Raw genomic sequence first — 24,775 nt, forward strand, 5'->3', positions numbered from 1 at the left:
GACGCGTCCGCCCAGGTCGGCCACATCACGCCCGGCGCGGCTCTACGATTTGGCCTGTGGACTTTCCGGAGCTGGCCGCCCGTACCCGCCGGTTCAGCCACGGCGCGCCGCGCGCTGTCTCCGTGGCCGAAGACGGCTCCCGGGTGATCTTCCTGCGCTCGGCGGGTCCGGAGGACCCGGCGGACGCGCTCTGGCTGCTGGACGTGGCGACAGGCGAGGAACGCCTGGTGGCCGACCCGGCGACCCTGCTGGGCGCGGACGGTGACGTCCGGGTGCTCTCGCCGGGTGAGCGGGCGCTGCGGGAGCGACTGCGGCTCACCGCCGCCGGCATCGGCTCGTACGCGTTGGACGGCGCCGGCCGGGTGGCGGTGTTCGCGCTGGCGGGTCGACTGTTCCGGGCCGACCTGGTGCACGGCGACGTGGTGGAGGTGGCCGCCGTCGGCCCGGTGCTGGATCCTCGACCGGATCCGACCGGGGAACGCCTGGCCTACGTGACCGACGCGGCCGGTGGTGTGCGCCGGGGTGAGCTGCGGATCATCGAGGCGGATGGCACGGACACCCTGCTGGCCGGCGAGGACGCCGGGGTGAGCTGGGGGTTGGCCGAGCACATCGCGGCCGAGGAGTTCGGCCGGTTCCGGGGTTACTGGTGGGCGCCGGACGGGCGGATGGTGCTCGCCGCCCGGGTGGACGAGTCCCGGCTGGACCGCTGGCACCTGCACGACCCGGCAGAGCCGGCCAGCCCTCCGACGGCCGTCGCGTACCCCCGGGCCGGCGGCCCGAACGCCGAGGTCAGCCTCCACCTGCTGGACCTGGACGACGGCTGGGTCGACGTGCACTGGGACCGGGAGACCTACCCGTACCTGACCGCGGTGAGCTGGGGCGAGGGCAGCCCGCTGATCACCGTGCTACGCCGCTCGCAGCAGCACGGGCTGGTGCTCGCCGTGGACCCGCGAACCGGTGAGACGCAGGTGCACGCCGAGCTGGCGGACCCGCGCTGGGTGGAGCCGATCGCCGGCACCCCGGCGCACCTGCCCGACGGCCGCGTGCTGGTCGGCGGCGAACTGGCCCACGACGGGTACGACGCGCGGTGCCTGTTCGCCGACGGCACCCTGCTCACTCCCCCGTCGCTGTACGTGCGGCGGGTCGTGGGTCGACTGCCGGCCGTCAGTGGCCCGGCCGACCTGCTGGTGGAGGCCAGCGACGGAGAACCGAGCGAACGGCACCTGTTCCGCGTCCGTACGACCATCGGGGGCGGGGTGGACGCCCGGCGGCTCACCACCGACTCGGGCTGGCACACGGCGGCCGTCGGCGGGGATGTGCTGGTGGTGGGGTCGGCGTCGCTGGACCACGCGGGCGTGCGGTGGACGGTGTCGCGCGGTGGCCAGGAGCTGGCCGCGCTGCGGTCGCTGGCCGCGAACCCGCCGTACTCCCCGCTGCCCCTGCTGGAGCGGGTGACCGACCGGCGGCTGCCGGCTGCGGTGCTCTACCCCGACAACCACGTGACGGGCCGGCGGCTGCCGGTGCTGCTGGACATCTACGGCGGCCCGGGGCACCAGGAGGTGGTGGCGGCCCGGGCCGCGTGGTTGGAGCGGCAGTGGTGGGCCGACGCCGGGTTCGCGGTGGTCACCATCGACAATCGGGGTACGCCGGGAGTCGCGCCGTCGTTCGAGAAGGCGATCCACCGGCGGTTGGCCGACGTGATCCTGACCGACCAGATCGACGCGCTTACCGCGCTCGCCGGCAAGCATCCGGACCTGGATCTGGAACGGGTGGCCGTGCGCGGCTGGTCGTTCGGTGGGTGGCTGGCCGGTCTGGCGGTGTTGCGCCATCCGGAGCTGTTCAAGTGCGGCATCGCCGGCGCCCCGGTGACCGACTGGGCGCTGTACGACACCGCGTACACCGAGCGTTATCTCGGCCTGCCGGAGGACGGCATGGACGTGTACGCGCACCACTCGCTCATCGAGCTGGCCGCGGAGCCGGTCATCGGCCCGGACCAGGCCCGCCCGTTGCTGCTGGTGCACGGCCTGGCCGACGACAACGTGGTGGCGGCGCACACCCTGCGACTCTCGGCGGCGCTGCTGAGCACGGGCCGCCCGCACGCCGTGCTCCCGCTGACCGGCGCCACGCACATGGCCGCGAACGGCACCGCCGAGCGCCTGCTCCCGCTGGAACTGGATTTCCTCCGTACGCATTTGCGCTGAGCGGCATTCGGCGGACCGGGCCCTTCGCCGCGTGCCATGCTGACGGAAGCGGGACCCGGATTTTCCTTGTGCCGAAAGGATTCCAGCATGGTGGGCATTGCGCAAAAACCGTCGGTCGCCGCCGTTGGGGAAGGCGAGTTCCCGATCACGCACTTTCGCACCGCGACAGTGAACGGGATCGACATCTTCTACCGCGAGGCAGGCCCGGCCGACGGCCCCGCCGTTCTGCTGCTACACGGATTTCCCACGGCGTCCTCGCAGTTCCGCCATCTGATTCCCCTGCTCGCGGATCGGTACCGGGTGATCGCGCCGGACTTCCCGGGTTTCGGCCACAGCGCCAGTCCGGACCGGTCGACGTTCGACTACACCTTCGCCAATTTCGCCGATTTGATGGACGGTCTGCTCGGCCAGCTCGGCGTGGATCGCTACGCGCTCTACTGCTTCGACTACGGGGCGCCGACCGCCTACCGGCTGGCCCTCAAGCGGCCGGAGCGGGTCAGCGCGCTCATCGTGCAGAACGGCAACGCGTACGAGGAGGGCCTGAGCGAGTTCTGGGATCCGATCAAGGCGTACTGGGCCGAGAAGACCGACGAGCGCCGTCAGGCCATCGCGTTCATCCTCAACTCGGACACGGTCAAGCAGCAGTACACGGCGGGTGTGCAGGACCTCAGTCGGCTCGACCCCGACAGGTGGCTCCACGATGACACGCAGCTCGGTCGGCCCGGCAACGCGGACATCCAACTGGATCTGTTCTACGACTACGGCAGCAACGTCACGCTGTACCCGGAATTCCATGCCTTCTTCCGCGACCACCAACCACCGACGTTGATCGTCTGGGGCCAGAACGACCCGGTCTTCCCCGCCGCCGGCGCGCACCCCTATCGGCAGGACCTGCCGTCGGCCGAGTTCCATCTGCTCGACACCGGCCACTTCCTGCTGGAGGACAAGCTCGACGTCGCCGCGCCGATGATCCACGATTTCCTGGACCGCTCCATCGGTCGTTCCTGAAGTCCGGGACCGCTCGCCGGTCGACGCGGCGGCACTTTCAAGACCGCCCTCGATCCAGGATCACGTGGCTTTCCGGTCGCCACATGGCCACTCGATCCTGGATCGAGCATGACCTTGAGGGAGAAGGGACGAGTGGCTGGCGCTCGCGAGGGCTGGCCCGAGGGTGGCCGGGGACTGGGCTCCGGCATCGCAGCAGGGACAATGAGCCGGTGTCGGATCTCTCCAAGCCACTCGGCTACCGCCTCATCACAGGGCCCGATGATGCCGAATTCTGCGCCCGCGTCAGCGCCCTCCTCGATCAGGGCTATCAACTGCACGGATCGCCGGCGCTGACCTTCGACGGCGACCGCGTCATCGCCGCTCAGGCGATTGTGCTGCCGCGCTCCGTCGGCTCCGAGGCGGCCGAGGGAAGCGCCGGATAGAGACCACGCCGCTGGTGCCGACGCCCGATCACCAACGCTCCACAAGGTGTTCCCGGCCCTGTGGTGGATCGTACGGCTCGGGCCAGTAGTCGATTATCTTGCTGATCAGGCCATGGTCGGACGTCTCGAGCCAGACGCACGCGTCCTGCTGCTCGTCGCCGACGCGGACGTCGAGCAACAGGGCAGCGATGCGGCCGTCGGCGATCACCCGTCGCGGCCGCAGGTGCCAGTCGCCGGGATATTCGGTGTTGAACCGCAAGAACGCGTCCCTGCCGCGAATGCGCTCCCGAGTCTGCGGCATCTCGTAGATCACGTCATCGGTGAGCAGAGCGGCCAGTCTTGACCAGTCGCGGCGCTCCAGAACGTCTACGTAGGCATGGGCGGTCTGCCGGACCATCGAGGTGTCGTCCACGACGCTGGACCCTAGCCTCCGCCACCGCGCGGACGTCAGAGACCGTACCTGCGGGACCGACAGAATCCGCCGACCGCTCGTCCCGAAAGTAGTGCGGCCACCGTCAGCGGTAGTACTGGACCAGGCAGAACTCGTGGTCCTCCGGGTCGGCCATGACGACAACCACGCCCTCGTCGTGGTCGTGCCGCTCACCGGTGAACCGGCCACCGAGATCGACGACCAGGGACATGGCCTCGTCGATCTGGTCGACGGAGATGTCGAGGTGAATCCGCACCTTGCCGGTCCTGGCTTCCGACACCGGCTGGAACACCAGCCGTGGCTGAGGATCACCTCGTTCGCCCAGGTAGACCCAACCTCCCTGCGACGGACCGGGCTCGCGACCGAGCAGGCTGCTCCAGAACCGGGCCACCCGCTCGGGGTCGAGGCAATCGATCGTCACACCGGACCAGGCGTTCGCCATGTATTGATCCTGACAGAGCTCCGCCGCTCGGCATCATCCGCCTCTGCCTTGACCTGAAGCTCACTTGAGGCCGGAGCATGAGTGCATGACGGCGACGGACGAGACGCGGCAGTTGCTGGAACGGCAGCGAACGATTGAGATCACCACGACCGGACGACGGAGCGGTCAGCCGAGGAGGACCGAGACGTGGCGCTATCGAGCCGGTGGCCGCTACTGGCTCACGGGAAGCCCTGGCTCCCGTGACTGGTACGCCAACGTGCTCGCTCATCCCGAGTTCACGCTGCATCTGGCCGACCGGGATCTTCAGGCGCGGGCCCGTCCCGTAACCGATCCCGACGAGCGGGCACTCGTGTTCGGCGAGATCGTCCCCACCCTGGACTGGGCCGAAAGCCTGGAAAGCTGGATTGCCGGAAGCCCGCTGGTGGAGATCGAGCTGAGCTGATGGCCTGGGGGTCGCGCTGAGGACTTCTGGGCGCCGTCTCCGCTGCGCGCGGCCGGACCCCCGAGATCGCGCTCGATCCTGGATCGAGTGGTATCCCAGCGCCCGGATGGCCCCTCGATCCAGGATCGAGCGTGACCTTGGATCCGACCCGGGCAGCGGCGCAGCGTTGATCATGTCGACGAGCGGTCGTGGCGCGCTGCGCGGAGCAGACGTCACGAGACCGACGGGGGCCAGCGGTGGGTGCGCCACTCGTCCCATGTGGCAAATCCGGCCGGCGGGTCGTCAATGGGTTCGGTGCCGTCCAGTTCGGCCGACGTGGGGATCTCGAAGCTGGCAGCCCACTCGGCCAACTCCTCGTCGGACATGGGCCACGTCGTGTGTGGCGCTTCGGCCTGGCGTCGATCGACTCGTTCGCGCTGCTCGGCGGGGGTGAGTTCGAAGTAGCGCATCTCCACCGTCGCGCCGACGTCCGCTGCCGCCTGCCGTAGCGCCGAGCGTTCGTCCCGACTCCAGAGGCCGAAGTCGATCACAACGTTGTTGCCGATTTCGAGGGCGCGCAGCCCGATATGGATGAGCCGGCCCTCGATCACGTCCGTGGCCGAGGGCGGATTCTCGTGCCCGTAGAGAGCCTTCACCCACTCGTCCTTGGTGAGACGAAGGGCTTTCTCCTCGCTCTCGATGCGCCGAGCAGCGGTGGTCTTGCCTGTGCACGGGAGCCCCACAGTCAGGAACAGCTTTGGTTGCCTCATCGCCACCCGCTTCCGACCGAACGCCTCATCATCGCTGACATCCGCCCAGGCCGCAGGTGGCACAACGCTCGCGCCGGCGAAGGTCAGCGGTCTGCGCTCCAAGGTCAGGAACCGTGAGCGTAAGGGTCCCCTCCCGACAGGATTGTCGGGAAGGGACCCCTGCCTGCGATCGAGTTACCGCCAGACGTACGCGTTCGCAATGTTCACGCGAGGCTGGGCGCGGCCGGCGCTCAGCCCTTGGGGTTGGGGCCGAATCGGTTCGCTCCGGGCGTGCTGTCCAACACGTAGAACACGAGCAGGACGATGCCACCCACGATCGGCACCAGGCCGATCAGCAACCACCACCCTGCCCGGTCGGTGTCGTGCAGGCGTCGCACCGCGATCGCCAGCGTCGGCAGCAGGAGTGCCAGGTAGGCGACGAGAGTGATGTAACCGGTCGACGAGTCCTCCCCGACGGTCAGCCCCAGCACGTTGTCCAGGATGGCAGCGGCAAGAATGACGAGGAACGTGAACAGGACGAACCACCAGTACTCAGACCGGCGAGCCCGACCCTTGAAGCCGACATACTGGCTAAAAGCCGACTTGATTGCGTCACCGAAGGACACAGCTATCTCCCGTTAATTGAGGGGTTTTCAAGGTCATCGCGAAGGCAGCCAAACAGATCGATGTCGCGGGGTCAACGGCTAATTGGCCGATCTTCTCCGCACGCATCTGCCGCTGTCCGCGGCTTGTCCGGCTCGTCTGAAGGTAGGCGCGCCGCGTCGATCAGGTGTGCGGCGCGGTGCTCGATCGGCGGCCACCGCCAGCCGTCCCGCCCAATCGCCTTCTCGTGCTGGGCGACCGCCCGCAGCGCGTCGTTCAACTCCACGGCAGCAGCGACCCGCGCCAACTCGGCGGCCGTCGGCCCGAACGCCGTCCGGTGACGGTCCTGTCCGTCGCCATAGTGAGTCGAGAGTGACGCGCCAGCACACGTTTCGCGGTCAATAAAATTGCCTCGATGGTCGGCGTTGGCGGGGGGATATCACCCGGACGTGGCGGCAAAGCGGGATTCCAGCCCACGCACTTAGCCGGCTTCAATCTCGGTCGAGAGTGGACATCAGCCCCGGCCAAGCCCAGATCCGGAACGGCCACACTTGGTGAATTCCGAGCAGAGCCAACAACCAAACCGCGTGCCATGATCTGAACATCGTCAGCCATGCACTACCGGCCACCAGCGGAACGAACAAGACGAAGAAGATGACAGACCTTATCGCAATCTGCCTCGCAGCTCGCTTCTTCAACTTCACCGCAAGCTTCGGGCCACCTTTCCATGTCAGCACGCCGGTATAAAACGGCAGGAGCTGCTCGCCTCCCCCACGGGAAGCGTACGCCAGCACTGACACCTTGTTACCGGTGCAGGAGAGAAGCGTGTCGCCTGGAATACCGCGAAGCGCGATGTTCAGTTTACGCAGGAACAGCAAGGTCCTGATACTTCCAAACTTCAGCAGGAGAAGGACCGCATTAAGTACGAGCGCGACAACACCGAGCAGCACTGCCGCAATAATCCACCCAAGAATTCCGTGCAACACGGGACACCCATTCCATTCATGAGAAAAGGTCGTCGACAATTCCTAGAAGACCGGCAGAATGATGTGCGCCTCCCGATCCAGGCCCAAATGGATCGCTGTCATTTCCGCTCGAGCCGGAGGACGTGCCCGGTGAACCACCACCACCAGAAGCGTTCTCCTCGATCCAGTTCCAGACGTCTACGGCCATCGCGTCGGTCCGATTTCCTACAACGCCGGCGGCCGCACCACCGAGCAGCCAGGTAACAAAGAACAGACCCCCGCGCCTATCCGGTGGAGCGCCCAGCGAACTCGCTACGGCGACGGCCGTAAGCGCGGCGCCGCCTCGTCTTGGATCAGACAAATCGGCGATTAGGTTTCGAACACCGAACGCGTATGAGGTCTGCGCGAGAGCCGCAGCGAACCCTTGCAAATCTGGACCGTCTGCGTCCGCCCCGGACAACCTTGCGTGCGCGACGAGGCGGGCAATTCGCGGCGAAGTTATTTCTTGGAGATCATCGAACCATGAATCGGGAAGACGGGGAGCCAACACCACTGGCCACAACGCGAATGTTGCAATTTCTAGCGTCATTCGTGGCGGGGGCGGCTCCGCCTGCAAGGTTGCGAGCCCCGCACCACACCTGACCACTCCGGCAGCGATCAAGCTGCGCAAGCGCTCCTTACCTCCGCTGGTTGAGGTCGCCGCGAGCGCAGCCTGCACTTCCGTGAGGCGTTTCCGGTGGCGTCGAGAGGTTCGCTTCGGTGAGGAACGAGAGGTATCTGCGATCTGTTCATCGAGCGAGACCGCCAGCTCGTCGATCCACTGCCGGAGTCGAACCAGGTCAGGATGACTCACCGGCGGCGTCGAGTTGCTGCGGCGAAATAACACGCGCGCTACGTTGCTCGCGTTCGGCGCCAGGCTGCAAGCGAGTGTCTAGTACCAGACACTCGATTTCACCCCAATAGATAGTCGCCCCCTGAGAAAGGGGCGATTTATCAATGATTCGCTCCTCACGATCATTTGCTCATCTGCCGCAATCCGCGCTGCATGCCCGACCGCGTTGGCCTGCTCACGGCTGGACTATCGAGATCAAAGTTGGCTCGCACCAGTGGCACCTCCTACAGAAACAGAAGGGCCCTCTCCCGACGACGCTGTCGGGAGAGGGCCCTGCTGGCCTGCGGTGCGACCTACTGCTTGACGTACGCGTTGACGAACGACGGGTAGCCGAAGACGCTGGAGATGAAGACCCCGCCCGCCTTGGACCCGTGCACGTGGTAGGCCACGTCGACGAAGAGCGGCACCACGGGCGCGAACTCCTTCATGATCCGCTCGTCGAGCTTGGCCCACTCCGGGCCCTGGTCGGCGGCGGGCATGGCCTGGATGCGGTCCATCTCGGCGTTGATCGCCGGGTCGTTGAAGTAGGACTGGTTGCTGTTGCCCTCGGGCTTGATGGTCCGGCCGTCGTAGAGCACCGGCAGGATCGACGCCCCGCTCGGCCAGTCCGCCGCCCAGTTACCGATGTAGAGGTCCCACGGGTTGTTCTTCTTCTTGATCTCGTCGAGCTTGGCGTCGTCCGAGATGTTCCGCAGCGTGATCTTGAAGCCGGCCCGCTCCAGGTTGGCCTTGAGCTGGGCGCCCTGCTGCTGCTCGGTCGAGTTGTCGGCGACACCGAGGACCAGCTCCGGCGTCTTGCCGCCGAGCAGCTCCTTGGCCTTGTCGACGTTGCCGTTGGCGCCCGCCGGGTACGCGTCGTACGCCTTGTAGCCGATGGTGGCCGGCGGCATCAGCGTGGTCAGCGGCGCGGCGACGGTCTGACCGCCCATCGCCTTGATCAGGCCCTCGCGGTCGATGGCGTAGTTGAGCGCCTGACGCACCTTCAGGTCGGTGACCCGCTGGTTGTTGATGACGAGCTGGTTGGCGCTCGGCGTCGGGGAGAGGATGGTGCGCGCCTTGAGTGAGGCGTCCCCGGCGACCTTCGCGACCAGCGAGGCGGGCACGCTGTTGAAGGCGAGCGCGCTCTGGTCGGCGCCGTTGTCGGCGATCACCCGGTTGCTGGCGGCGTCCGCGGTCGGGCCGAAGCTCCAGACGATCTGGTCCGGGTACTGGTGCCGGATCGGGTCGGTCTTCGGGTCCCAGTTGGGGTTGCGGTCCAGGGTGATCTGCACGCCGACCTGGTTCTTGGCGACCTTGTACGGGCCGGACGAGAACGGTTGCTTGTCCATGTCTACGCCGGTGTCCTTGTCGGCGGGCAGCGGCGCGGTGGTCGGCAGCGAGACCGCGAACGGCAGGTCACAGCGCGGCTTGGCGAACTCGAAGCGCAGCGTCTTGGCGTCCGGCGTGGTAAGGCCGGGCGGCAGCGACGTCTTGTTCTTCTTGAAGTCCCACTTGGTGTCGAACTGCGGGGTGTCGGCCAGCCACTCCTGGATGTAGGTCGGGCCGCCGGCGAGGTCCGGGTCGAAGGAGCGGGCGATGCCGTACGCGATCTCCTTGGAGGTGATCGGCCGGCCGTCCTCGAACTTCACCCCGTCCTTGACGGTGAATTCCCAGACCTTGCAGTCGTTGTTGACGTTCTTGCCCGGCGTCTCGGCCAGGTCACCGACGAGGACCAGGCCGCCCTTGCCGTCGTCCTTCCAGGTGGTCAGGTAGCGCGACCAGAGGGGGTTCGCCATCAGACCGGCGAACGAGTACGTCCGCTGCGGGTCGAGGTGGGAGATCGGCGACTCCCGGATGACGCTGAAAATGCCGCCCTTCGCGGCGCCGCTCACCTCGGCCGCCGGCCCCTGTGAGTCCTTCGGGTCGGTCGCGATGACCCCGGTCTGCTGCCGTTCGGTGTCCACAGTGGTGCCCTCGCCCGTGTTCTTCGAGCACGCACCCAATGTCACCGCCAGAGCGATCGCGCTGCCTGCGGCAGCCGCCACGCGTAGTCGCATGAAGTACCCCCTTCACCCATGTGCCGTGCGGTTCGCCGGGGCGAGAACCGCCGACGTCCCGAGGATCGTAAGGAAGAAAACCTACGAGTTGTGTAACAGTTGTCGATAAATTTCGCCACCGGCCACGCGCTTCACATCGACCCGCTCAGCGCAACCGGACCCGCGGGTCGATGGCCGCGTAGAGCAGGTCGACAAGCACGTTCGCCAGCACCACGAAGACGGCCGCGATCAGCACGGTCGCCATGATGGTCGGCAGATCACCCGAGCGCACCGCGTCCACCGCCGTACGCCCCAACCCCTGAATGCCGAACGTCGTCTCGGTGATCACCGTGCCGCCCAGCGCCCCGCCCACGTCCAGGCCGGCGATGGTCACCACCGGGGTGATGGCCGCGCGCAGCGCGTGACGCCCGTACACCATGGGTTTGGCCAGGCCCTTCGCCCGCGCGGTCCGGACGAAGTCCTCGGAGAGCGTCTCCAGCATCTGCGCCCGCGACAGCCGGGCGTAGATGGCCGAGAACAGGAAGGCAAGCGCCACCCAGGCGAGCACCAGGCCACTGGCCCACTTCGCCGGATTGTCGAACAGGGACGTGTAGCTGGGCACCGGCAGCAACCGCAGGTTGTAGACGAACACCAGCAGCAGCACCGCGCCCACGAAGTAGAGCTGCAACGACGCGCCGGTCAGCGAGAAGCCGATGGCCAGGCGGTCCAGCCAGGTGCCCCGGCGCAGCGCCGAGACCATGCCCAGCCCCACCCCGAGCACCAGCCAGAGGATCGCCGCCGGGATCACGATGCTCAGCGTCACCGGCAGCACCCGGCCGATGGTGTCCGAGACCGCCTCGTTGGAGACGTACGACCAGCCCAGGCAGGGCGCGTCACACCTGCCGCCCTGCGCGCTGCCCAGGTCCCGGCCGGTGACGATGCCCTTCATGTAACCGGCGTACTGGCTGATCAGCGGGTCGTTCAGGCCCAGGTCGTCGCGGACCCGCTCCAGGCGCTCCGGGTTGCAGTTCTTCGAGCAGATGCTGGTGACCGGGTCACGCGGCAGGGCGAAGAACATCAGGAAGGTCAGCACGCTCACCGCGAACAGGGTCAGCGTGGCGGAGAACAGCCGCTTGATCAGAAACCGGAACATGAGTCCACCCCTACCGGGACGACTTCGGGTCGAGCGCGTCCCGCAACGCGTCGCCGAAGAGGTTGAAGGCGAACACCAGCGCGAAGATCGTGATGCCCGGGAAGAAGACGTACGCCGGGTCGGTCTGGAGGAAGTCCAGACTGTCGTAGATCATCCGGCCGAAGCTCGGCGTCTCGTCGCTGAGCCCGACGCCGATGAACGACAGCGCGGCCTCGCTGGTGATGAACTGCGGCACCGCCAGCGAGAACGACACCAGGATCGGCGCCCAGATGTTGGGCAGCAGTTGCCGGAAGATGATGTGCCCCAACCCGGCGCCGCTGGCCTTGGCCGCCTCCACGAACTCCCGCTCGCGCAGCGCGATCACCTGCCCGCGGACCAGCCGTGCCGTGCTGGTCCAGCCGAAGATCGCGAACACGGCGATCAGCACGCCCACCCCGAAGGCGGACGACACCTGCCCCCGCTCCCCGTAGAAGCGCAGCGTGATCGTGGGGGTGAGCGCCAGCGCGATGATCAGGAACGGCATCGCCAGCGTCAGGTCGGTGATCCAGTTGACCACGGCGTCGAGCCAGCCGCCGAGGTAGCCGGCGAGCGCGCCGAGCACGATGCCGATCGTGGCGGTGATCAGCGCGGCGGCGAACGCGATGAACAGCGACGTCCGCAGCCCGTAGATCAACCGGATGAAGATGTCCCGACCCAGGTTCGGCTCCAGGCCGAACCAGTGGTCCCCGGCGACGCCCCCGGCGTAGCCCAGCGGCATACCGAAGCCGTCCAGCAGGTTCTGGAACTGCTCGCGCGGCCCGATCCCGTAGACCATCTCGATCAGCGGGGCGGACAACCCCAGGATCAGGAAGAACACCAGGAGTACGCCGCTGACCACCGCCGTCCGGTCACGGCGCAGCCGCAGCCAGGCGAGCTGACCGGGCGAACGACCGACGACGCCCTTCGCCGCGGGCGCGATCGCGTCCGGGTCGGACTCGATCTCGGCCAGCGCCACGCCCTCCACAGGGGACAGGCTCACGACGACACCTCCTCGACGGTCTGGGTGATCGACCCCGCGACCTCCGGGCTCGTGCTGGCCGCTTCCCCTTCGGGGCTCGTGCTGGCCGCTTCCCCTTCGGGGCTCGTGCTGGCCGCTTCCCCTTCGGGGCCCGCGCTGGCCGCTTCCCCTTCGGGGAAGTGACACGCGGTGGCCTGGTTGCCGCCGTCGCGGGGGATCAGCGCCGGTTCCTCGGTGGCGCAGATGTCCTGCGCCTTCCAGCACCGGGTGCGGAACCGGCAGCCCGACGGCGGGTCCAGCGGAGTGGGCACGTCGCCAGTCAGCCGGATCCGGCCCGCCGGGCCGAGCTGCGTCACGTCCGGAATCGCCGAGAGCAGAGCCCGGGTGTACGGGTGTTGCGGGCGCTCGTAGATGTCGGCCCGGTCGCCGATCTCTACGATCCGGCCCAGGTACATGACCGCGACCCGCTGGCAGAAGTGCCGGACCACGGCCAGGTCGTGCGCGATGAACACGAACGCCAGGCCCAACTCCCGTTGCAGGTCGCGCAGCAGGTTGACGACCTGCGCCTGGATCGAGACGTCCAGCGCCGACACCGGCTCGTCCGCGACGATCAGCTTCGGCCGCAGGGCCAGCGCGCGGGCGATGCCGATGCGCTGGCGCTGACCGCCGGAGAACTCGTGCGGATACCTGTTGTAGTGCTCCGGGTTCAGCCCGACCAGCTCCAGCAGCTCCTGCACCCGCGCCTTGATTCCGCCCGGCGGTTTGATCCCGTTGACCTGCAACGGCATCGCCACGATCCGACCCACTGTGTGTCGGGGGTTCAACGACGCGTACGGGTCCTGGAAGATGATCTGAAGTTCCTGCCGCAGCGGGCGCAGCTCCCGTCGACCGGCGTGGGTGATGTCCCGCCCGTCGAACTCGATGGTGCCGGCAGTCGGCTCCAACAGCCGCACCAGCATTCGGCCGGTGGTGGTCTTACCGCAGCCCGACTCCCCCACCAGGCCGAGCGTCTCGCCGGGGCGCACGTCGAAGTTGAGCCCGTCGACCGCCCGCACCAGGCCGGTGCCGCGCAGGCCCTGGCGGACCGGGAAGTGCTTGGTCAACCCGCGTACGCGCAGCAGTGGTTCGTCGCTCATCGGGCCACCCCCACGGATGCCACGTTCTCGGCATAGATCGATGCGCGCTCCTCGGCGCTCAGGTGGCAGGCCACCAGGTGGCCGTCCGCCCCGGCCGCGCGCAGCTCGGGCACCTCCGTGCGGGACCGGTCGCCGACGCGGTCGTCGTAGCGGCAGCGCGGGTGGAACGCGCAGCCGGACGGCAGGTTGATCAGGCTGGGTGGGTTGCCGGGAATGGGCACGAGGTCCGCGTCCGCGTCGCCGTGCAACGACGGCACGCTGGAGAGCAACCCCCAGGTGTACGGATGCTGCGGCGAGCGGAGCACCTGCTCGACGCTGCCGTGCTCGACGGCCCGCCCGCCGTACATCACCAGTACCTCGTCGGCGACCTGGCCGACGACACCGAGGTCGTGGGTGATCAGGATGATCGCGGAGTGGAACTCGGCCTGGAGGTCGGCGAGCAGGTCCAGGATCTGCGCCTGCACGGTGACGTCCAGCGCGGTGGTCGGCTCGTCGGCGATCAGCAGCGCGGGGTCGTTGACCAGGGACATCGCGATCATCGCCCGTTGGCGCATGCCACCGGAGAACTCGTGCGGGTACTGGTCGAAGCGGCGGGCGGGCTGGGGAATGCCGACCCGGTCCAGCATGTCCACAGCCCGCTGGCGAGCCTCGCGCCGATTGGCCTTCGGGTGGTGCACCCGGTACGCCTCGGCGATCTGCCGACCGACGCTGTAGTAGGGGTGCAGCGCGGACAGCGGGTCCTGGAAGATCATCGCCATGTCCCGGCCGCGCAGCCGGCGTACCTCCTCATCGGGGAGGCCGACCAGCTGCCGACCGCCGACGGAGATCTCCCCGGTGATCGTGGCCCGCTTCGCGTCGTGCAGCCCGAGGATGGCCAGTGAGGTGACGCTCTTGCCGGAGCCGGACTCGCCGACGATTCCGAGGGTGCGGCCCCGTTCGACGGCGAACGACACCCCGTCGACCGCGCGCACCACGCCGTCCGAGGTGTCGAACCGGACCCGCAGGTCGCGCACCCGCAGGTAGGCATCCGAACTGTCCACGGCCGCCTCCCTCAGTGACGAAGAGAACTTACATCAAACTTTCGAGGGTGAAAATAAGCTACAAAGTCGGCACGTGTCAGCGGGCCCGAGCGTAACGAGTCGGCATCGACCCCGCACCCCCGTCACCTCGCCATCCACACCCGTTCATGGCCCGCGCCCCGCGCCCCGCGTCAAGATCTACGCTCGAGCGCGATCTTGGTGACTCAACCTTGGCGATCACCGCGCCCTGAGCGGGCGTTTCATCTCGTGCTCGCACGTCGGGTGCGACCGCAGCGACTCACCGCCAGTTGCAATGGGACGCGTGATTACCCCTGGCGTTCACAGCCGCGCGCTGCCGTGGACCGAGTCGGACTACCTCGCCCTCGGTGAGACGGCCCAGCGCATCGAACTCCTCGACGGCGGACTGCTCATCGGACCATCGCCGTCCGTTCGACACCAGGTGATCGTCGGTGGCCTGATAGTCGCTCTCGAACGAGGCTGCGCCACGACGAATCGCACGGTGCTTCCGGTCATCAACCTGCGGCTGAACGCCACGCGGATCCTCAATCCCGACCTCGTGGTGACTTCGGAGCTGGATTTCACGGGGCTCTGCGTACCGGCAGACGCGGTCCTCCTGGTCGGCGAGGTCGCCGCGCCACACAGCGCCACCATCGACCGGGTGTTGAAGCCGCACCTGTACGCCGAGGCCGGTATCGAGTGGTACCTGCTCGTCGAGCAGGAGTCCCTGACCCTGCACCTCTATCAGCGACAGGGCGGCCACTATGTCGAGAGAGCAACGACGAAGCGCGGCGAGGTGCTGGAGTTGACCGAGCCGGTGAAGGCCACGATCCGGCCGGAGGAACTCGTCCCCTGACGGGTGTCGGTCGCCTGGCCTAGGGTCGGTCCATGACCGAGTTCGACGCGGCCACCGCCGCCGTCCAGGCCGCCCTCGACGCGGGAGCGCGGTACGCCGACGCGCGGGTGATGCACCGCCGCTACGAGTCGATGACCGCGCGCAACGGCGACGTGGAGGAGCTGACCCAGGACGAGAGCATCGGGCTGGGCGTCCGGGCGCTTGTCGGCGCGAGCTGGGGCTTCCACGCCGTACCCGATCTGTCGGACACCGCCGCCCGCGACGCCGGACGGCGCGCGACCCGGACGGCCATGGCGAGCGCGCGGGTGCCAGGCCCCCCGGTCGACCTGGTGGCTGTCGAGGCGGTCACGGCGAGCTGGGCCTCCGGCTGCCAGATCGACCCACTCGGGGTGCCCCTGTCGGACAAGGGCGACCTGCTGGTCGGCGCGACCCGCACGATGGCCGAGCACGGCGCGGATCTGGCGGAGGGGCTCTACCAGATCTGGGACACCGCGAAGTGGTTCGTGTCCAGCGAAGGCCACCGCATCGACCAGCGGATCCGCGAGTGCGGCGGTGGGATCTCGGCCACCTCGATCGGAGACGGCGAGACGCAGCGACGGTCCTGGCCGAGCTACCGGGGGCAGTACGGCACCACAGGCTGGGAGCTGGTCGAGTCACTCGACCTGGCCGCGCACGCCGCGCAGATCGCCGAGGAGTCCCGGGCGCTGCTCACCGCGCCGCCCTGCCCGGCCGGCGAGACGGATCTGATCCTCGGCGGTGAGCAGCTCGCCCTGCAGATCCACGAGTCGGTCGGGCACGCCATCGAGCTGGACCGGATCCTCGGCTGGGAGGCAGCCTTCGCCGGCACGTCCTGGCTGGACCTGGCCCAGCTCGGCTCGCTGCGCTACGGCTCGGAGCTGATGAACATCACCATCGACCCGACGATCCCGGGCGCGCTGGGCAGCTTCGGCTTCGACGACGAGGGCTCCCCCGCGGTCAAGCGGGACGCGGTGCGCGACGGTCGCTGGGTGGGCGTGCTCGCCGGCCGGGACTCGGCGGCGATGGCCAGCCTCGACTACGGCGGCAGCGTACGGGCCGACGGGTGGGCTCGGCTGCCGATGGTGCGGATGACAAACGTCGGCCTGGAACCCGGCCCGCACACCCTGGAAGAGATCATCGCGGCCACCGACGACGGCGTCCTGATGGACCTCAACCGGTCCTGGTCGATCGACGACAAGCGGCTCAACTTCCAGTTCGGCTGCGAGGTCGGCTGGGAGATCAAGAAGGGGCGGCGTGGGCGGATGCTGCGCAATCCCACGTACACCGGGATCGGCCCGCTCTTCTGGCGCTCGATGGACATGCTCTCCGGTGAGACGGTTTCCTGGGGCACGCCCAACTGCGGCAAGGGCCAGCCGGGCCAGATCGGGCACACCGGCCATCCGGCCGCGCCGGCCCGCTTCCGCAACGTCCGGGTGGGGGTGTCGGCGTGAGCGCGAGGAGTGAGTTGGAGCTGGCGGGGCAGGTCATCGAGCTGGTTCGGCGTCTCGGCGGGCCGGCCGCGCAGGCCGAGGCGGTGGTGACCCGGGCCGACCTGGCGCTGACCCGGTTCGCCAACTCGGCCATCCACCAGAACGTCGCCGAGTCCACCGTCGGCGTCCGGCTGCGGCTACACGTGGACGGGCGGACGGCCTCCGGCAGCGGCAGCGTGGTCACCACCGACGGGTTGCGCGCGCTTGTCGAGCGCACCCTGGCGGCGGCGCGACTGTGCCCGCCCGACCCGGGCTGGCCGGGGCTCGCGCCGCCGACGCCCGCGCCGGCCGCCCCGCCCGTCGACGAGGCCACCGCCTACGCCGAGCCGGAGCAGCGGGCCGATCGGGTCGGCGCGTTCGTGGCCGCCGCCGGGGGCCTCACCAGTGCGGGTTACTGCCGTACCGCGCACCGCTCGTCGGCGTTCGCCAACTCGGCGGGGCACACCGCGTACGGCCGCTCCGCGGAGGCCGCGATGGACGGCATCGCCCGGCGCGACGGCGCGGACGGGGTGGCCCGACGCTGCACCGACCGGCTGTCCGACCTCGACGGTGCGGAGCTGGGCGCGCACGCCGCAGCGAAGGCGCAGGCGGCAGTCGACCCGGTCGAGCTGCCGCCGGGGCGCTACGAGGTGGTGTTCGAGCCGGCCGCCGTGGCAGACCTGCTACAGAATCTCTCCTGGTACGGCTTCAACGGCAAGCGCTACGCCGAGCGGCAGTCGTTCGCCGAGCCGGGCGCGGCCCAGTTCGACCGACAGGTGACGCTGGTGGACGACCCGCTTGGCGCGTCGGGTCTGCCGTTCGACGCCGAGGGCACCGGCCGGCGGGCGGTGACAGTGGTCGAGGCGGGCACGACGCGGGCGGTCGTGCACGACCGGCGGACCGCCGCCGAGGCGGGCGCGGAGTCCACCGGGCACGCGGTCGCGGGCGGCGCCACCTGGGGCCCGATGGCTCGCAACCTGCGGCTCGCTCCAGCGGTGGCGGGCCCGGCCAGCGCGACGGGCCGGAGCACCACCGGCGCGGCGGCCGGGGCGGTGGTCGACGCGGACACCGCAGCGCTGGTCGCTGGAGTACGACGCGGGCTGCTGGTCACCGACCTGTGGTACACGCGGGTGCTCGACCCGAAGAGCCTTGTCGTCACCGGGTTGACCCGCAACGGGGTCTGGCTGATCGAGGACGGCACTGTCGTCCGGGCGGTCCGGGACCTGCGGTTCACCGAGTCGTACCCGCGGGCGCTCGGGCCGGGCGCGGTGCTCGGGCTGGGCTCGCGGGCGATGCGTCAACCGGACCGGGTGGACGGCGCCTGGTGGGCGGCGCCGTCGGTGCGGCTCGCGTCCTGGCACTTCACCGGTGGCGCCTCCGGCTGACGATCTCGACGAGGCGCCGCAAACCGGCGCGTCGAGGGCTTTTCCGCAGGCCAGACACACGGGACACTCCCTTGCGGGGACGGCTCGCAGAGATCGGCGTAACGTGTGTCACTTAGCTGCGTCGGTCGATCCGGCGTGGTCGTTGGTGTGCGCATGACGTGGCAGCGGGTGCGGGTTCGCCGGTCCGCGTGCCGACCGGAGAGAGAGACCAGCCCGCCCGTACGGGCCCGTCGAGGAGACGACTCGAATGACTTCAACGGCAACGAGGCCGCGGGGAGCGCGGGCGCGCGCCGCCATCGCGGCGAAGACGTTGCGTACCGACCGCTGGTGGTTCGCCCCGCTGATCACCGTGATCGGGCTCAGCGCCTGGGTGGCGTACGCGACGGTCCGGGTCTTCATGCACAAGTGGTACTGGGTGGACCAGTTCCACTACCTGACCCCGTTCTACTCCCCGTGCGTGACGGATCGGTGTGTCGAGGAGGCCTCGCACTTCGGCCGGTTCCTGCCCGGCTGGTGGATCATCCCGGACGCGGCGCTGACCCTGCCGTTCCTGCTGCTGTTCCGGCTCACCTGCTACTACTACCGCAAGGCGTACTACAGGTCGTTCTGGCTGTCGCCGCCGGCCTGCGCCGTCCCCGACGGCCACAAGGAGTACGGCGGTGAGACCCGCTTCCCGCTGCTCGGCCAGAACCTGCACCGCTACTTCTTCTACGCCGCCGCGATCATCTCGCTGATCAACACCTGGGACGCGATTCTCGCCTTCCACTCGCCGAAGGGCTTCGGCTTCGGGCTGGGCAACATCATCCTGCTGGTCAACGTGGTGGCGCTCTGGGCGTACACGATCTCCTGCCACTCCTGCCGGCACATCATCGGCGGGCGGCTCAAGCACTTCTCCAAGCACCCGGTGCGGTACAGGGCCTGGACGTTCGTCTCGGCGTTGAACGTCCGGCACATGCAGCTCGCCTGGATCACCCTCGGCACCCTCGCGCTGGCCGACTTCTACATCATGGCGCTCGCGGCCGAGTGGTTCTCCGACCTGCGGTTCATCAACTAAAGGGCCCCTGACATGACCACTACCACTCGCATCGAACGACACCACTACGACGTCGTCGTCATCGGGGCCGGCGGCGCCGGTCTGCGCGCGGCCATCGAGGCCCGGCTCGCCGGCAAGAAGACCGCGATCATCTCCAAGTCGCTGTTCGGCAAGGCGCACACGGTGATGGCCGAGGGCGGCGCGGCCGCCGCGATGGGCAACGTGAACAGCCGGGACAACTGGCAGGTGCACTTCCGCGACACCATGCGCGGCGGCAAGTTCCTCAACAACTTCCGGATGGCCGAGCTGCACGCGAAGGAGTCGCCGCAGCGAATCTGGGAGCTGGAGACGTACGGCGCGCTCTTCGACCGTACGAAGGACGGCAAGATCTCCCAGCGCAACTTCGGCGGGCACGAGTACCCCCGCCTGGCGCACGTGGGCGACCGGACCGGCCTGGAGCTGATCCGTACCCTCCAGCAGAAGATCGTCTCGCTCCAGCAGGAGGACAAGCGCGAGTTCGGCTCGTACGACGCCCGGATCCGGGTTTTCTCCGAGACGACGATCACCGAGCTGCTGCTCGACGGCGACCGGGTCGCTGGCGCCTTCGGCTACTACCGCGAGTCCGGCGAGTTCATCCTCTTCGAGGCCCCGGCCGTGGTGCTGGCCACCGGCGGCGTCGGGCGCTCCTACAAGGTCACGTCGAACTCCTGGGAGTACACCGGGGACGGGCACGCGTTGGCGCTGCGCGCCGGGGCGACGCTGATCAACATGGAGTTCCTCCAGTTCCACCCGACCGGCATGGTCTGGCCGCCCTCGGTGAAGGGCATCCTGGTCACCGAGTCGGTTCGTGGCGACGGCGGCGTGCTCAAGAACTCCGAGGGCAAGCGGTTCATGTTCGACTACGTCCCCGACGTCTTCCGCAAGCAGTACGCGGAGACCGAGGAGGAGGCGGATCGCTGGTACACCGACCCGGACAACAACAGGCGTCCACCGGAGCTGCTGCCCCGCGACGAGGTGGCCCGCGCGATCAACAGTGAGGTCAAGGCCGGCCGGGGCTCCCCCGCCGGTGGCGTCTTCCTTGACATCGCGAGCCGACGTTCCGCCGAGGAGATCCGCCGCCGGCTGCCCTCGATGTACCACCAGTTCAAGGAACTGGCCGACGTCGACATCACGGCCGAGCCGATGGAGGTCGGGCCGACCTGTCACTACGTGATGGGCGGCGTCGAGGTGGACCCGGACTCGGGCGCCGCCTTCGGCCACGTCCGTGGGCTGTTCGCCGCCGGTGAGGTCTCCGGCGGTATGCACGGCTCCAACCGCCTCGGCGGCAACTCCCTGTCCGACCTGCTGGTCTTCGGCAAGCGGGCGGGTGGGCACGCGGCCAGCTACGCCGACGGGCTGACCGCCCGGCCGAAGGTGGCAGTGGACGCGGTCGAGGCCGCCGTGGAGACCGCCCTGGCTCCGCTGCAACGGGACACCGGCGAGAGCCCGTACACCCTGCAGCAGGACCTCCAGGTGGTCATGGGGGATCTGGTCGGAATCATCCGGCGCGAGGGTGAGCTGGCCGACGCCCTGGTGCGGCTCGCGGAGCTGCGCGAGCGCGTCGCCAAGGTGAGCGCGGCCGGCGGTCGGCGCTACAACCCGGGCTGGCACCTGGCCCTGGACCTGCGCAACATGCTTGTGGTCTCGGAGTGCACCGCGAAGGCGGCGCTGGAGCGGCAGGAGTCGCGCGGCGGGCACACCCGGGAGGACTATCCGGCGATGGAGCCGAAGTGGCGGCAGGTCAACCTGGTCTGCTCGCTGGACGGCGACAGCGTACGGCTGACCCGCAAGCCGCTGCCGAAGATGCGGCCGGAGCTGATCGGCCTCTTCGACCGGGCCGAGCTGGCCAAGTACCTCACCGACGAGGAGCTCGCCGACTTCGACGCTCTCGTCGCCGACGCTGGAGAGGCGGACAACCGATGAGCGCGAAGCGTCAGTTCCGGATCTGGCGGGGCGACGAGACCGGCGGCGACCTGCAGGACTACATGGTCGAGGTGAACGAGGGCGAGGTCGTCCTCGACGTCATCCACCGCCTGCAGGCCACCGACGCGCCCGACCTGGCCTGCCGGTGGAACTGCAAGGCCGGCAAGTGCGGCTCCTGCTCGATGGAGATCAACGGCAAGCCGCGGCTGGGCTGCATGACTCGGATGTCGACCTTCGGCGACGAGGAGACCGTCACGGTCACCCCGCTGCGGACGTTCCCGGTCATCCGGGACCTGGTCACCGACGTCTCGTTCAACTACGAGAAGGCGCGGGAGACCCCGGCGTTCGCCCCTCCGGCGGACGTCGCCCCGGGCGACTACCGGATGCAGCAGGTCGACGTCGAGCGCTCGCAGGAGTTCCGCAAGTGCATCGAGTGCTTCCTGTGCCAGAACGTCTGCCACGTGATCCGCGACCACGAGGAGAACAAGCAGGCGTTCTCCGGCCCGCGGTACTTCATCCGGGCGGCCGAGCTGGACATGCACCCGTTGGACGCCCGGACCGACCGCAAGGAGTACGCGCAGGCCGAACAGGGCCTCGGTTTCTGCAACATCACCAAGTGCTGCACCGAGGTTTGCCCCGAGCACATCAAGATCACCGACAACGGGATCATCCCCATGAAGGAACGCGTCGTCGACCGCAGGTACGATCCCCTTGTGTGGCTTGGTAGCAAGATCTTCCGTCGGGGCGAGACGCCCCAGACCAGCGTGACCACCGCCCGTCAGGGCTCGGCGAGCCTGCCGGGCACGAGCCGGGGCGGGGTGCACTCGCACGCGGGTGGCTCGCACGACCCGCAGGCCGAGGCGCAGGCGCAGAGCGGCGTCAACTGGCACCGGGAGGTGCCCCACCCGACCGCGCCGGCGGTCGACGACAGGGGCCGCCTGCCGCTGACCGAGCTCACCTTCGACCGGGCCGCCGCGCCGTCGCCGTTCGGCGACGACGTGACCTTCCCGCTGCCTCCGGAGCACCTCAACTTCGCGCACCCGGACCAGGACGACAAGCACTGAGCAAGACCACCCGAACGGGGGCCGCGGCTGACGCCGCGGCCCCCGTCTCCATTCCACCCCCGTCCCGGCCCCCGGCTCGTCCCGGCCCCCGGCTCGCGTCGGTGATCATGAAGTTATTGCCCTGCCGACCGGCGTGTCGCGGCAATAACTTCATGATCAACCGGCGAGCAGGTGGGGGCGTAGGGCTGCCACTATCGGGGCGTCGGCGGGGAGCCAGGTGACCTCGTTCAGCTCGTCGGCCGCCAGCCAGCGCAGCGCCTGGTGCTCCAACGCCTGCGGCTCGTCGCCGTGCAGGAGGCGGGCCGCGTACACCTTGAGCACCGAGCGGCCGTGCGCCATCCGGACGTTGCGGCCGACCCGGTCGCCGATCTCCACGCGTACGGCCAGCTCCTCGGCGCACTCCCGGATCAGCGCCTCGGTCTCCCCCTCCCCCGGCTCGACCTTCCCGCCGGGGAACTCCCACATGCCGGCCACCTCCGGCGGCGCGGAGCGCGCACAGGCGAGCACCCGTCCGTCCCGGATGATCGCCGCCCCCACGATCACCTTCAGGTCCCGTCGTTCGGCCTGCCCGCCACCATTAGCCCGTTCGGTCTGCACGGGCGTCCAGGGTGCCAGATCAATCGGCGGTTTGGGTACCGACGCCATCCGCTAGGCCAATAGAACACGGAAGTGTGGGCGTGGACACCCCTAACGAGCGACGACAGACTAGAAGGCACCGACAAGACACGGGATGGCGACGATTTGGCCACAAGCCGGCAACGGCGCTTGGGGGGTGCGGTGATGCGCGTGCTGTTCAACAGCCGAGCCAAGCACGACTACCTGTCCGACGCGTTGACCTTGCTAACCGGTTGGACGCGGGAAGGTGAACAGATCCGGCGAACGCTCGTGATCGACGATACCCAACACGCGGCGCTGACTGAACGGGTCAAGGTCGTCGCCGACGCTCTGCACCTGCGTCCCGAGATCAGTCGCCGGTCCGACAGCACCCAGATCCGGGTCGGGCATGGCAACGACGAGCCGCTGACCGAGGGCGAGGTCCTGCTGGCCGCCCGCATCGAGGACGCGTACCGCGCGGTCACCGAATCCTGACCAGCGACCCGGGGACGTTGGCACCGGTTTTCTAGCCTGGGTGGCATGGCGAACATCGCGTACGACCGCAAGGAGCAGGTCCAGCAGATCGAAAGTGGGCTGCTCGACGGCGAGCAGATCATCGCCGTCTACGACGCCGTCGGCACCGGCACCGGGTTCATCGGGTTGACCGACCGGCGTGTGATCATCCAGGACCGCTCCTTCGTCGGCAAGCGGCATGCGATCACCAGCATCCCGTACTCGAAGATCACCAGCGTGAGCGTGGTCAGCAACAAGTCGTGGGGCGGCACGTTCTTCTCCACCGGCGCGATCGCGATCCACGTCGGCACGCACACCTACGAGGTGGAGTTCCGCGGCGCGCAGAAGAGTCACCACGTACACAACGTGATCCTGCACCACATCTCCTGATCACCCCCACGACCGCGGGCCCGGTGGGCGTTTATTGCCTTGCCGGGCTCACGGCGTCTCTGGTGTGCTCAGGCCACAGCCGCGCGGAAGGAGCAGCCACCATGCCGTACTCGACGAAGTCCCCCCGACCGAACGTCATCCGACCTGAGGAAACGAGGCTTCGTGAGCAGCTCTGCTCCGACCATCGCGGCGCGGGAGTGCGCCGCTGACCCCCTGACCAACCCCGGAGGCCGCTGATGTCGGTCTTCGACGATCCCGGCCTGTTCGGCCGGCTGTGGGCCGCCGGCTACGACAGCCCCGGCAACCCCGACCCGGCGCCGGCCGTGGACTTCCTTGCGGATCTGGCCGACGGTGGCCCGGTCCTCGAACTGGCGATCGGCACCGGCCGGGTCGCGCTGCCTCTCGCCGAGCGCGGTCTCAGCGTGCAGGGCATCGAGGCGTCCGAGGAGATGGTGGCGCAGATGCGGGCCAAGCCCGGCGGCGACCAGATCCCCGTGGTCGTCGGCGACATGGCCGACGTGCAGGTGGCGGGTCCGTTCCGCCTGGCGTACCTGGTCTTCAACACACTGTTCAACCTGGTGGACGCCGAGCGGCAGGCGGACTGTTTCCGCAACGTCGCCCGGGTGCTGACGCCGGGCGGAGCGTTCGTCATCGAGACGTTCGTGCCCGACCCGCGCAGCTTCGACGCCGACGAGCAGGTGCAGGTCCGCGAGGTGACCGAGGACTCCGCGACGATCCGACTGCATCGGTACGACCGGCCGGCGCAGCGGTTCATCCGCCAGACCATCACCTTCGACGGTGACGGTGTGCACCTGAAGCCGTTCGCCATGCGGTACGCCTGGCCGCACCAGATCGACGAGATGGCGCGGCAGGCGGGGCTCCGGCTCACCGAGCGGTACGCCGACTGGCACCGACGGCCGTTCACGGCGGACAGCCCGTCCCACATCTCCGTCTATCGGGCGGAGTAGCGGCGGCCGATCGACTCGGGTTCCGGGATTCCGTGGTGTCCAGACGCGTCTG

Annotated in this window: 24 protein-coding genes; 13 read left to right on the forward strand and 11 right to left on the reverse strand. The window is 68.8% G+C overall.

Translation table 11 applies throughout. The annotated features are described in order from the left end of the window. Window positions 1–56: 56 nt before the first annotated feature. From AB0K10_RS05325 to AB0K10_RS05335, 3 genes are all read left to right on the forward strand, one after another. Entirely contained in the window at window positions 57–2,201 is a 2,145-nt protein-coding gene (locus AB0K10_RS05325) for a prolyl oligopeptidase family serine peptidase (RefSeq protein WP_363680168.1), read from the forward strand. Window positions 2,202–2,288: 87 nt separating this feature from the next. Beyond that, window positions 2,289–3,209: an alpha/beta hydrolase gene (locus AB0K10_RS05330; protein WP_363680170.1), complete on the forward strand. Its 921-nt coding sequence runs from the start codon at window positions 2,289–2,291 to the stop codon at window positions 3,207–3,209. A 209-nt stretch (window positions 3,210–3,418) separates the two neighbouring features. Next, on the forward strand, window positions 3,419–3,631 hold the full coding sequence (locus AB0K10_RS05335) for a DUF1737 domain-containing protein (RefSeq protein WP_363680172.1): 213 nt from the start codon (window positions 3,419–3,421) through the stop codon (window positions 3,629–3,631). Between the two features lie 28 nt (window positions 3,632–3,659). On the opposite strand, the gene AB0K10_RS05340 is transcribed toward AB0K10_RS05335, so the two are convergent. After that, a complete protein-coding gene (locus tag AB0K10_RS05340) occupies window positions 3,660–4,028 on the reverse strand; it encodes a nuclear transport factor 2 family protein (protein ID WP_363680521.1) in 369 nt (122 codons plus the stop codon). 118 nt (window positions 4,029–4,146) lie between these two features. Next, window positions 4,147–4,503 carry a VOC family protein gene (locus AB0K10_RS05345; RefSeq protein WP_363680174.1) on the reverse strand — a complete coding sequence of 119 codons (357 nt, stop codon included), beginning with the start codon at window positions 4,501–4,503 and terminating at the stop codon, window positions 4,147–4,149. Window positions 4,504–4,588: 85 nt separating this feature from the next. Here AB0K10_RS05345 and AB0K10_RS05350 point away from each other — a divergent pair, with 85 nt between their 5' ends. Then, the gene (locus tag AB0K10_RS05350; protein ID WP_363680176.1) at window positions 4,589–4,945 is read left to right on the forward strand and encodes a nitroreductase family deazaflavin-dependent oxidoreductase; all 357 of its coding nucleotides are present in this window, start codon (window positions 4,589–4,591) and stop codon (window positions 4,943–4,945) included. Between the two features lie 212 nt (window positions 4,946–5,157). On the opposite strand, the gene AB0K10_RS05355 is transcribed toward AB0K10_RS05350, so the two are convergent. The 8 genes from AB0K10_RS05355 to AB0K10_RS05390 all read right to left on the reverse strand — a co-directional run bounded on the left by AB0K10_RS05355 (window position 5,158) and on the right by AB0K10_RS05390 (window position 14,474). Further along, window positions 5,158–5,796 (reverse strand): ATP-binding protein, encoded by a 639-nt coding sequence (locus AB0K10_RS05355; protein ID WP_363680178.1) that lies wholly within the window; start codon window positions 5,794–5,796, stop codon window positions 5,158–5,160. Between the two features lie 128 nt (window positions 5,797–5,924). Next, window positions 5,925–6,299 carry a DUF805 domain-containing protein gene (locus tag AB0K10_RS05360; RefSeq protein ID WP_363680180.1) on the reverse strand — a complete coding sequence of 125 codons (375 nt, stop codon included), beginning with the start codon at window positions 6,297–6,299 and terminating at the stop codon, window positions 5,925–5,927. Window positions 6,300–6,767: 468 nt separating this feature from the next. Beyond that, complete coding sequence (locus AB0K10_RS05365; protein ID WP_363680182.1) at window positions 6,768–7,226, reverse strand: hypothetical protein; 459 nt, start codon at window positions 7,224–7,226, stop codon at window positions 6,768–6,770. A 1,200-nt stretch (window positions 7,227–8,426) separates the two neighbouring features. Next, the gene (locus AB0K10_RS05370) at window positions 8,427–10,169 is read right to left on the reverse strand and encodes an ABC transporter substrate-binding protein (RefSeq protein WP_363680184.1); all 1,743 of its coding nucleotides are present in this window, start codon (window positions 10,167–10,169) and stop codon (window positions 8,427–8,429) included. 145 nt (window positions 10,170–10,314) lie between these two features. Continuing rightward, window positions 10,315–11,301 carry an ABC transporter permease gene (locus tag AB0K10_RS05375; protein ID WP_363680186.1) on the reverse strand — a complete coding sequence of 329 codons (987 nt, stop codon included), beginning with the start codon at window positions 11,299–11,301 and terminating at the stop codon, window positions 10,315–10,317. 10 nt (window positions 11,302–11,311) lie between these two features. Continuing rightward, complete coding sequence (locus AB0K10_RS05380) at window positions 11,312–12,319, reverse strand: ABC transporter permease (RefSeq protein ID WP_363680188.1); 1,008 nt, start codon at window positions 12,317–12,319, stop codon at window positions 11,312–11,314. Beyond that, window positions 12,316–13,434 carry a dipeptide ABC transporter ATP-binding protein gene (locus tag AB0K10_RS05385; protein ID WP_363680190.1) on the reverse strand — a complete coding sequence of 373 codons (1,119 nt, stop codon included), beginning with the start codon at window positions 13,432–13,434 and terminating at the stop codon, window positions 12,316–12,318. The genes AB0K10_RS05380 and AB0K10_RS05385 overlap by 4 nt, the downstream gene beginning before the upstream one ends. Further along, window positions 13,431–14,474, reverse strand: coding sequence for an ABC transporter ATP-binding protein (locus AB0K10_RS05390; protein WP_363680192.1), 1,044 nt, complete (start codon window positions 14,472–14,474; stop codon window positions 13,431–13,433). The genes AB0K10_RS05385 and AB0K10_RS05390 overlap by 4 nt, the downstream gene beginning before the upstream one ends. A gap of 301 nt (window positions 14,475–14,775) precedes the next feature. On the opposite strand from AB0K10_RS05390, the gene AB0K10_RS05395 reads away from it, so the two are divergent. The 6 genes from AB0K10_RS05395 to AB0K10_RS05420 all read left to right on the forward strand — a co-directional run bounded on the left by AB0K10_RS05395 (window position 14,776) and on the right by AB0K10_RS05420 (window position 22,258). Next, on the forward strand, window positions 14,776–15,327 hold the full coding sequence (locus AB0K10_RS05395) for a Uma2 family endonuclease (protein ID WP_363680194.1): 552 nt from the start codon (window positions 14,776–14,778) through the stop codon (window positions 15,325–15,327). 32 nt (window positions 15,328–15,359) lie between these two features. Then, on the forward strand, window positions 15,360–16,796 hold the full coding sequence (locus AB0K10_RS05400) for a TldD/PmbA family protein (protein WP_363680196.1): 1,437 nt from the start codon (window positions 15,360–15,362) through the stop codon (window positions 16,794–16,796). Beyond that, window positions 16,793–18,199 carry a metallopeptidase TldD-related protein gene (locus AB0K10_RS05405; RefSeq protein WP_363680198.1) on the forward strand — a complete coding sequence of 469 codons (1,407 nt, stop codon included), beginning with the start codon at window positions 16,793–16,795 and terminating at the stop codon, window positions 18,197–18,199. Before AB0K10_RS05400 ends, AB0K10_RS05405 begins: the two co-directional genes overlap by 4 nt. A gap of 247 nt (window positions 18,200–18,446) precedes the next feature. Then, entirely contained in the window at window positions 18,447–19,253 is an 807-nt protein-coding gene (locus AB0K10_RS05410) for a hypothetical protein (RefSeq protein ID WP_363680200.1), read from the forward strand. Window positions 19,254–19,265: 12 nt separating this feature from the next. Continuing rightward, window positions 19,266–21,194 carry a fumarate reductase/succinate dehydrogenase flavoprotein subunit gene (locus AB0K10_RS05415; RefSeq protein WP_363680202.1) on the forward strand — a complete coding sequence of 643 codons (1,929 nt, stop codon included), beginning with the start codon at window positions 19,266–19,268 and terminating at the stop codon, window positions 21,192–21,194. Then, window positions 21,191–22,258 carry a succinate dehydrogenase/fumarate reductase iron-sulfur subunit gene (locus tag AB0K10_RS05420; protein ID WP_344354645.1) on the forward strand — a complete coding sequence of 356 codons (1,068 nt, stop codon included), beginning with the start codon at window positions 21,191–21,193 and terminating at the stop codon, window positions 22,256–22,258. Before AB0K10_RS05415 ends, AB0K10_RS05420 begins: the two co-directional genes overlap by 4 nt. Window positions 22,259–22,414: 156 nt before the next feature. On the opposite strand, the gene AB0K10_RS05425 is transcribed toward AB0K10_RS05420, so the two are convergent. Next, window positions 22,415–22,855: a (deoxy)nucleoside triphosphate pyrophosphohydrolase gene (locus AB0K10_RS05425; protein WP_363680204.1), complete on the reverse strand. Its 441-nt coding sequence runs from the start codon at window positions 22,853–22,855 to the stop codon at window positions 22,415–22,417. A 183-nt stretch (window positions 22,856–23,038) separates the two neighbouring features. On the opposite strand from AB0K10_RS05425, the gene AB0K10_RS05430 reads away from it, so the two are divergent. The 3 genes from AB0K10_RS05430 (at window position 23,039) to AB0K10_RS05440 (ending at window position 24,723) form a co-directional block, all read left to right on the forward strand. Then, window positions 23,039–23,347 carry a 4a-hydroxytetrahydrobiopterin dehydratase gene (locus AB0K10_RS05430; protein ID WP_007464924.1) on the forward strand — a complete coding sequence of 103 codons (309 nt, stop codon included), beginning with the start codon at window positions 23,039–23,041 and terminating at the stop codon, window positions 23,345–23,347. A 45-nt stretch (window positions 23,348–23,392) separates the two neighbouring features. Then, the gene (locus AB0K10_RS05435; RefSeq protein WP_007464929.1) at window positions 23,393–23,755 is read left to right on the forward strand and encodes a PH domain-containing protein; all 363 of its coding nucleotides are present in this window, start codon (window positions 23,393–23,395) and stop codon (window positions 23,753–23,755) included. Between the two features lie 236 nt (window positions 23,756–23,991). Next, window positions 23,992–24,723 carry a class I SAM-dependent methyltransferase gene (locus tag AB0K10_RS05440; RefSeq protein ID WP_363680207.1) on the forward strand — a complete coding sequence of 244 codons (732 nt, stop codon included), beginning with the start codon at window positions 23,992–23,994 and terminating at the stop codon, window positions 24,721–24,723. Window positions 24,724–24,775 lie beyond the last annotated feature (52 nt).

The organism is Micromonospora sp. NPDC049274, assembly GCF_040678875.1.
GTDB lineage: Bacteria > Actinomycetota > Actinomycetes > Mycobacteriales > Micromonosporaceae > Micromonospora.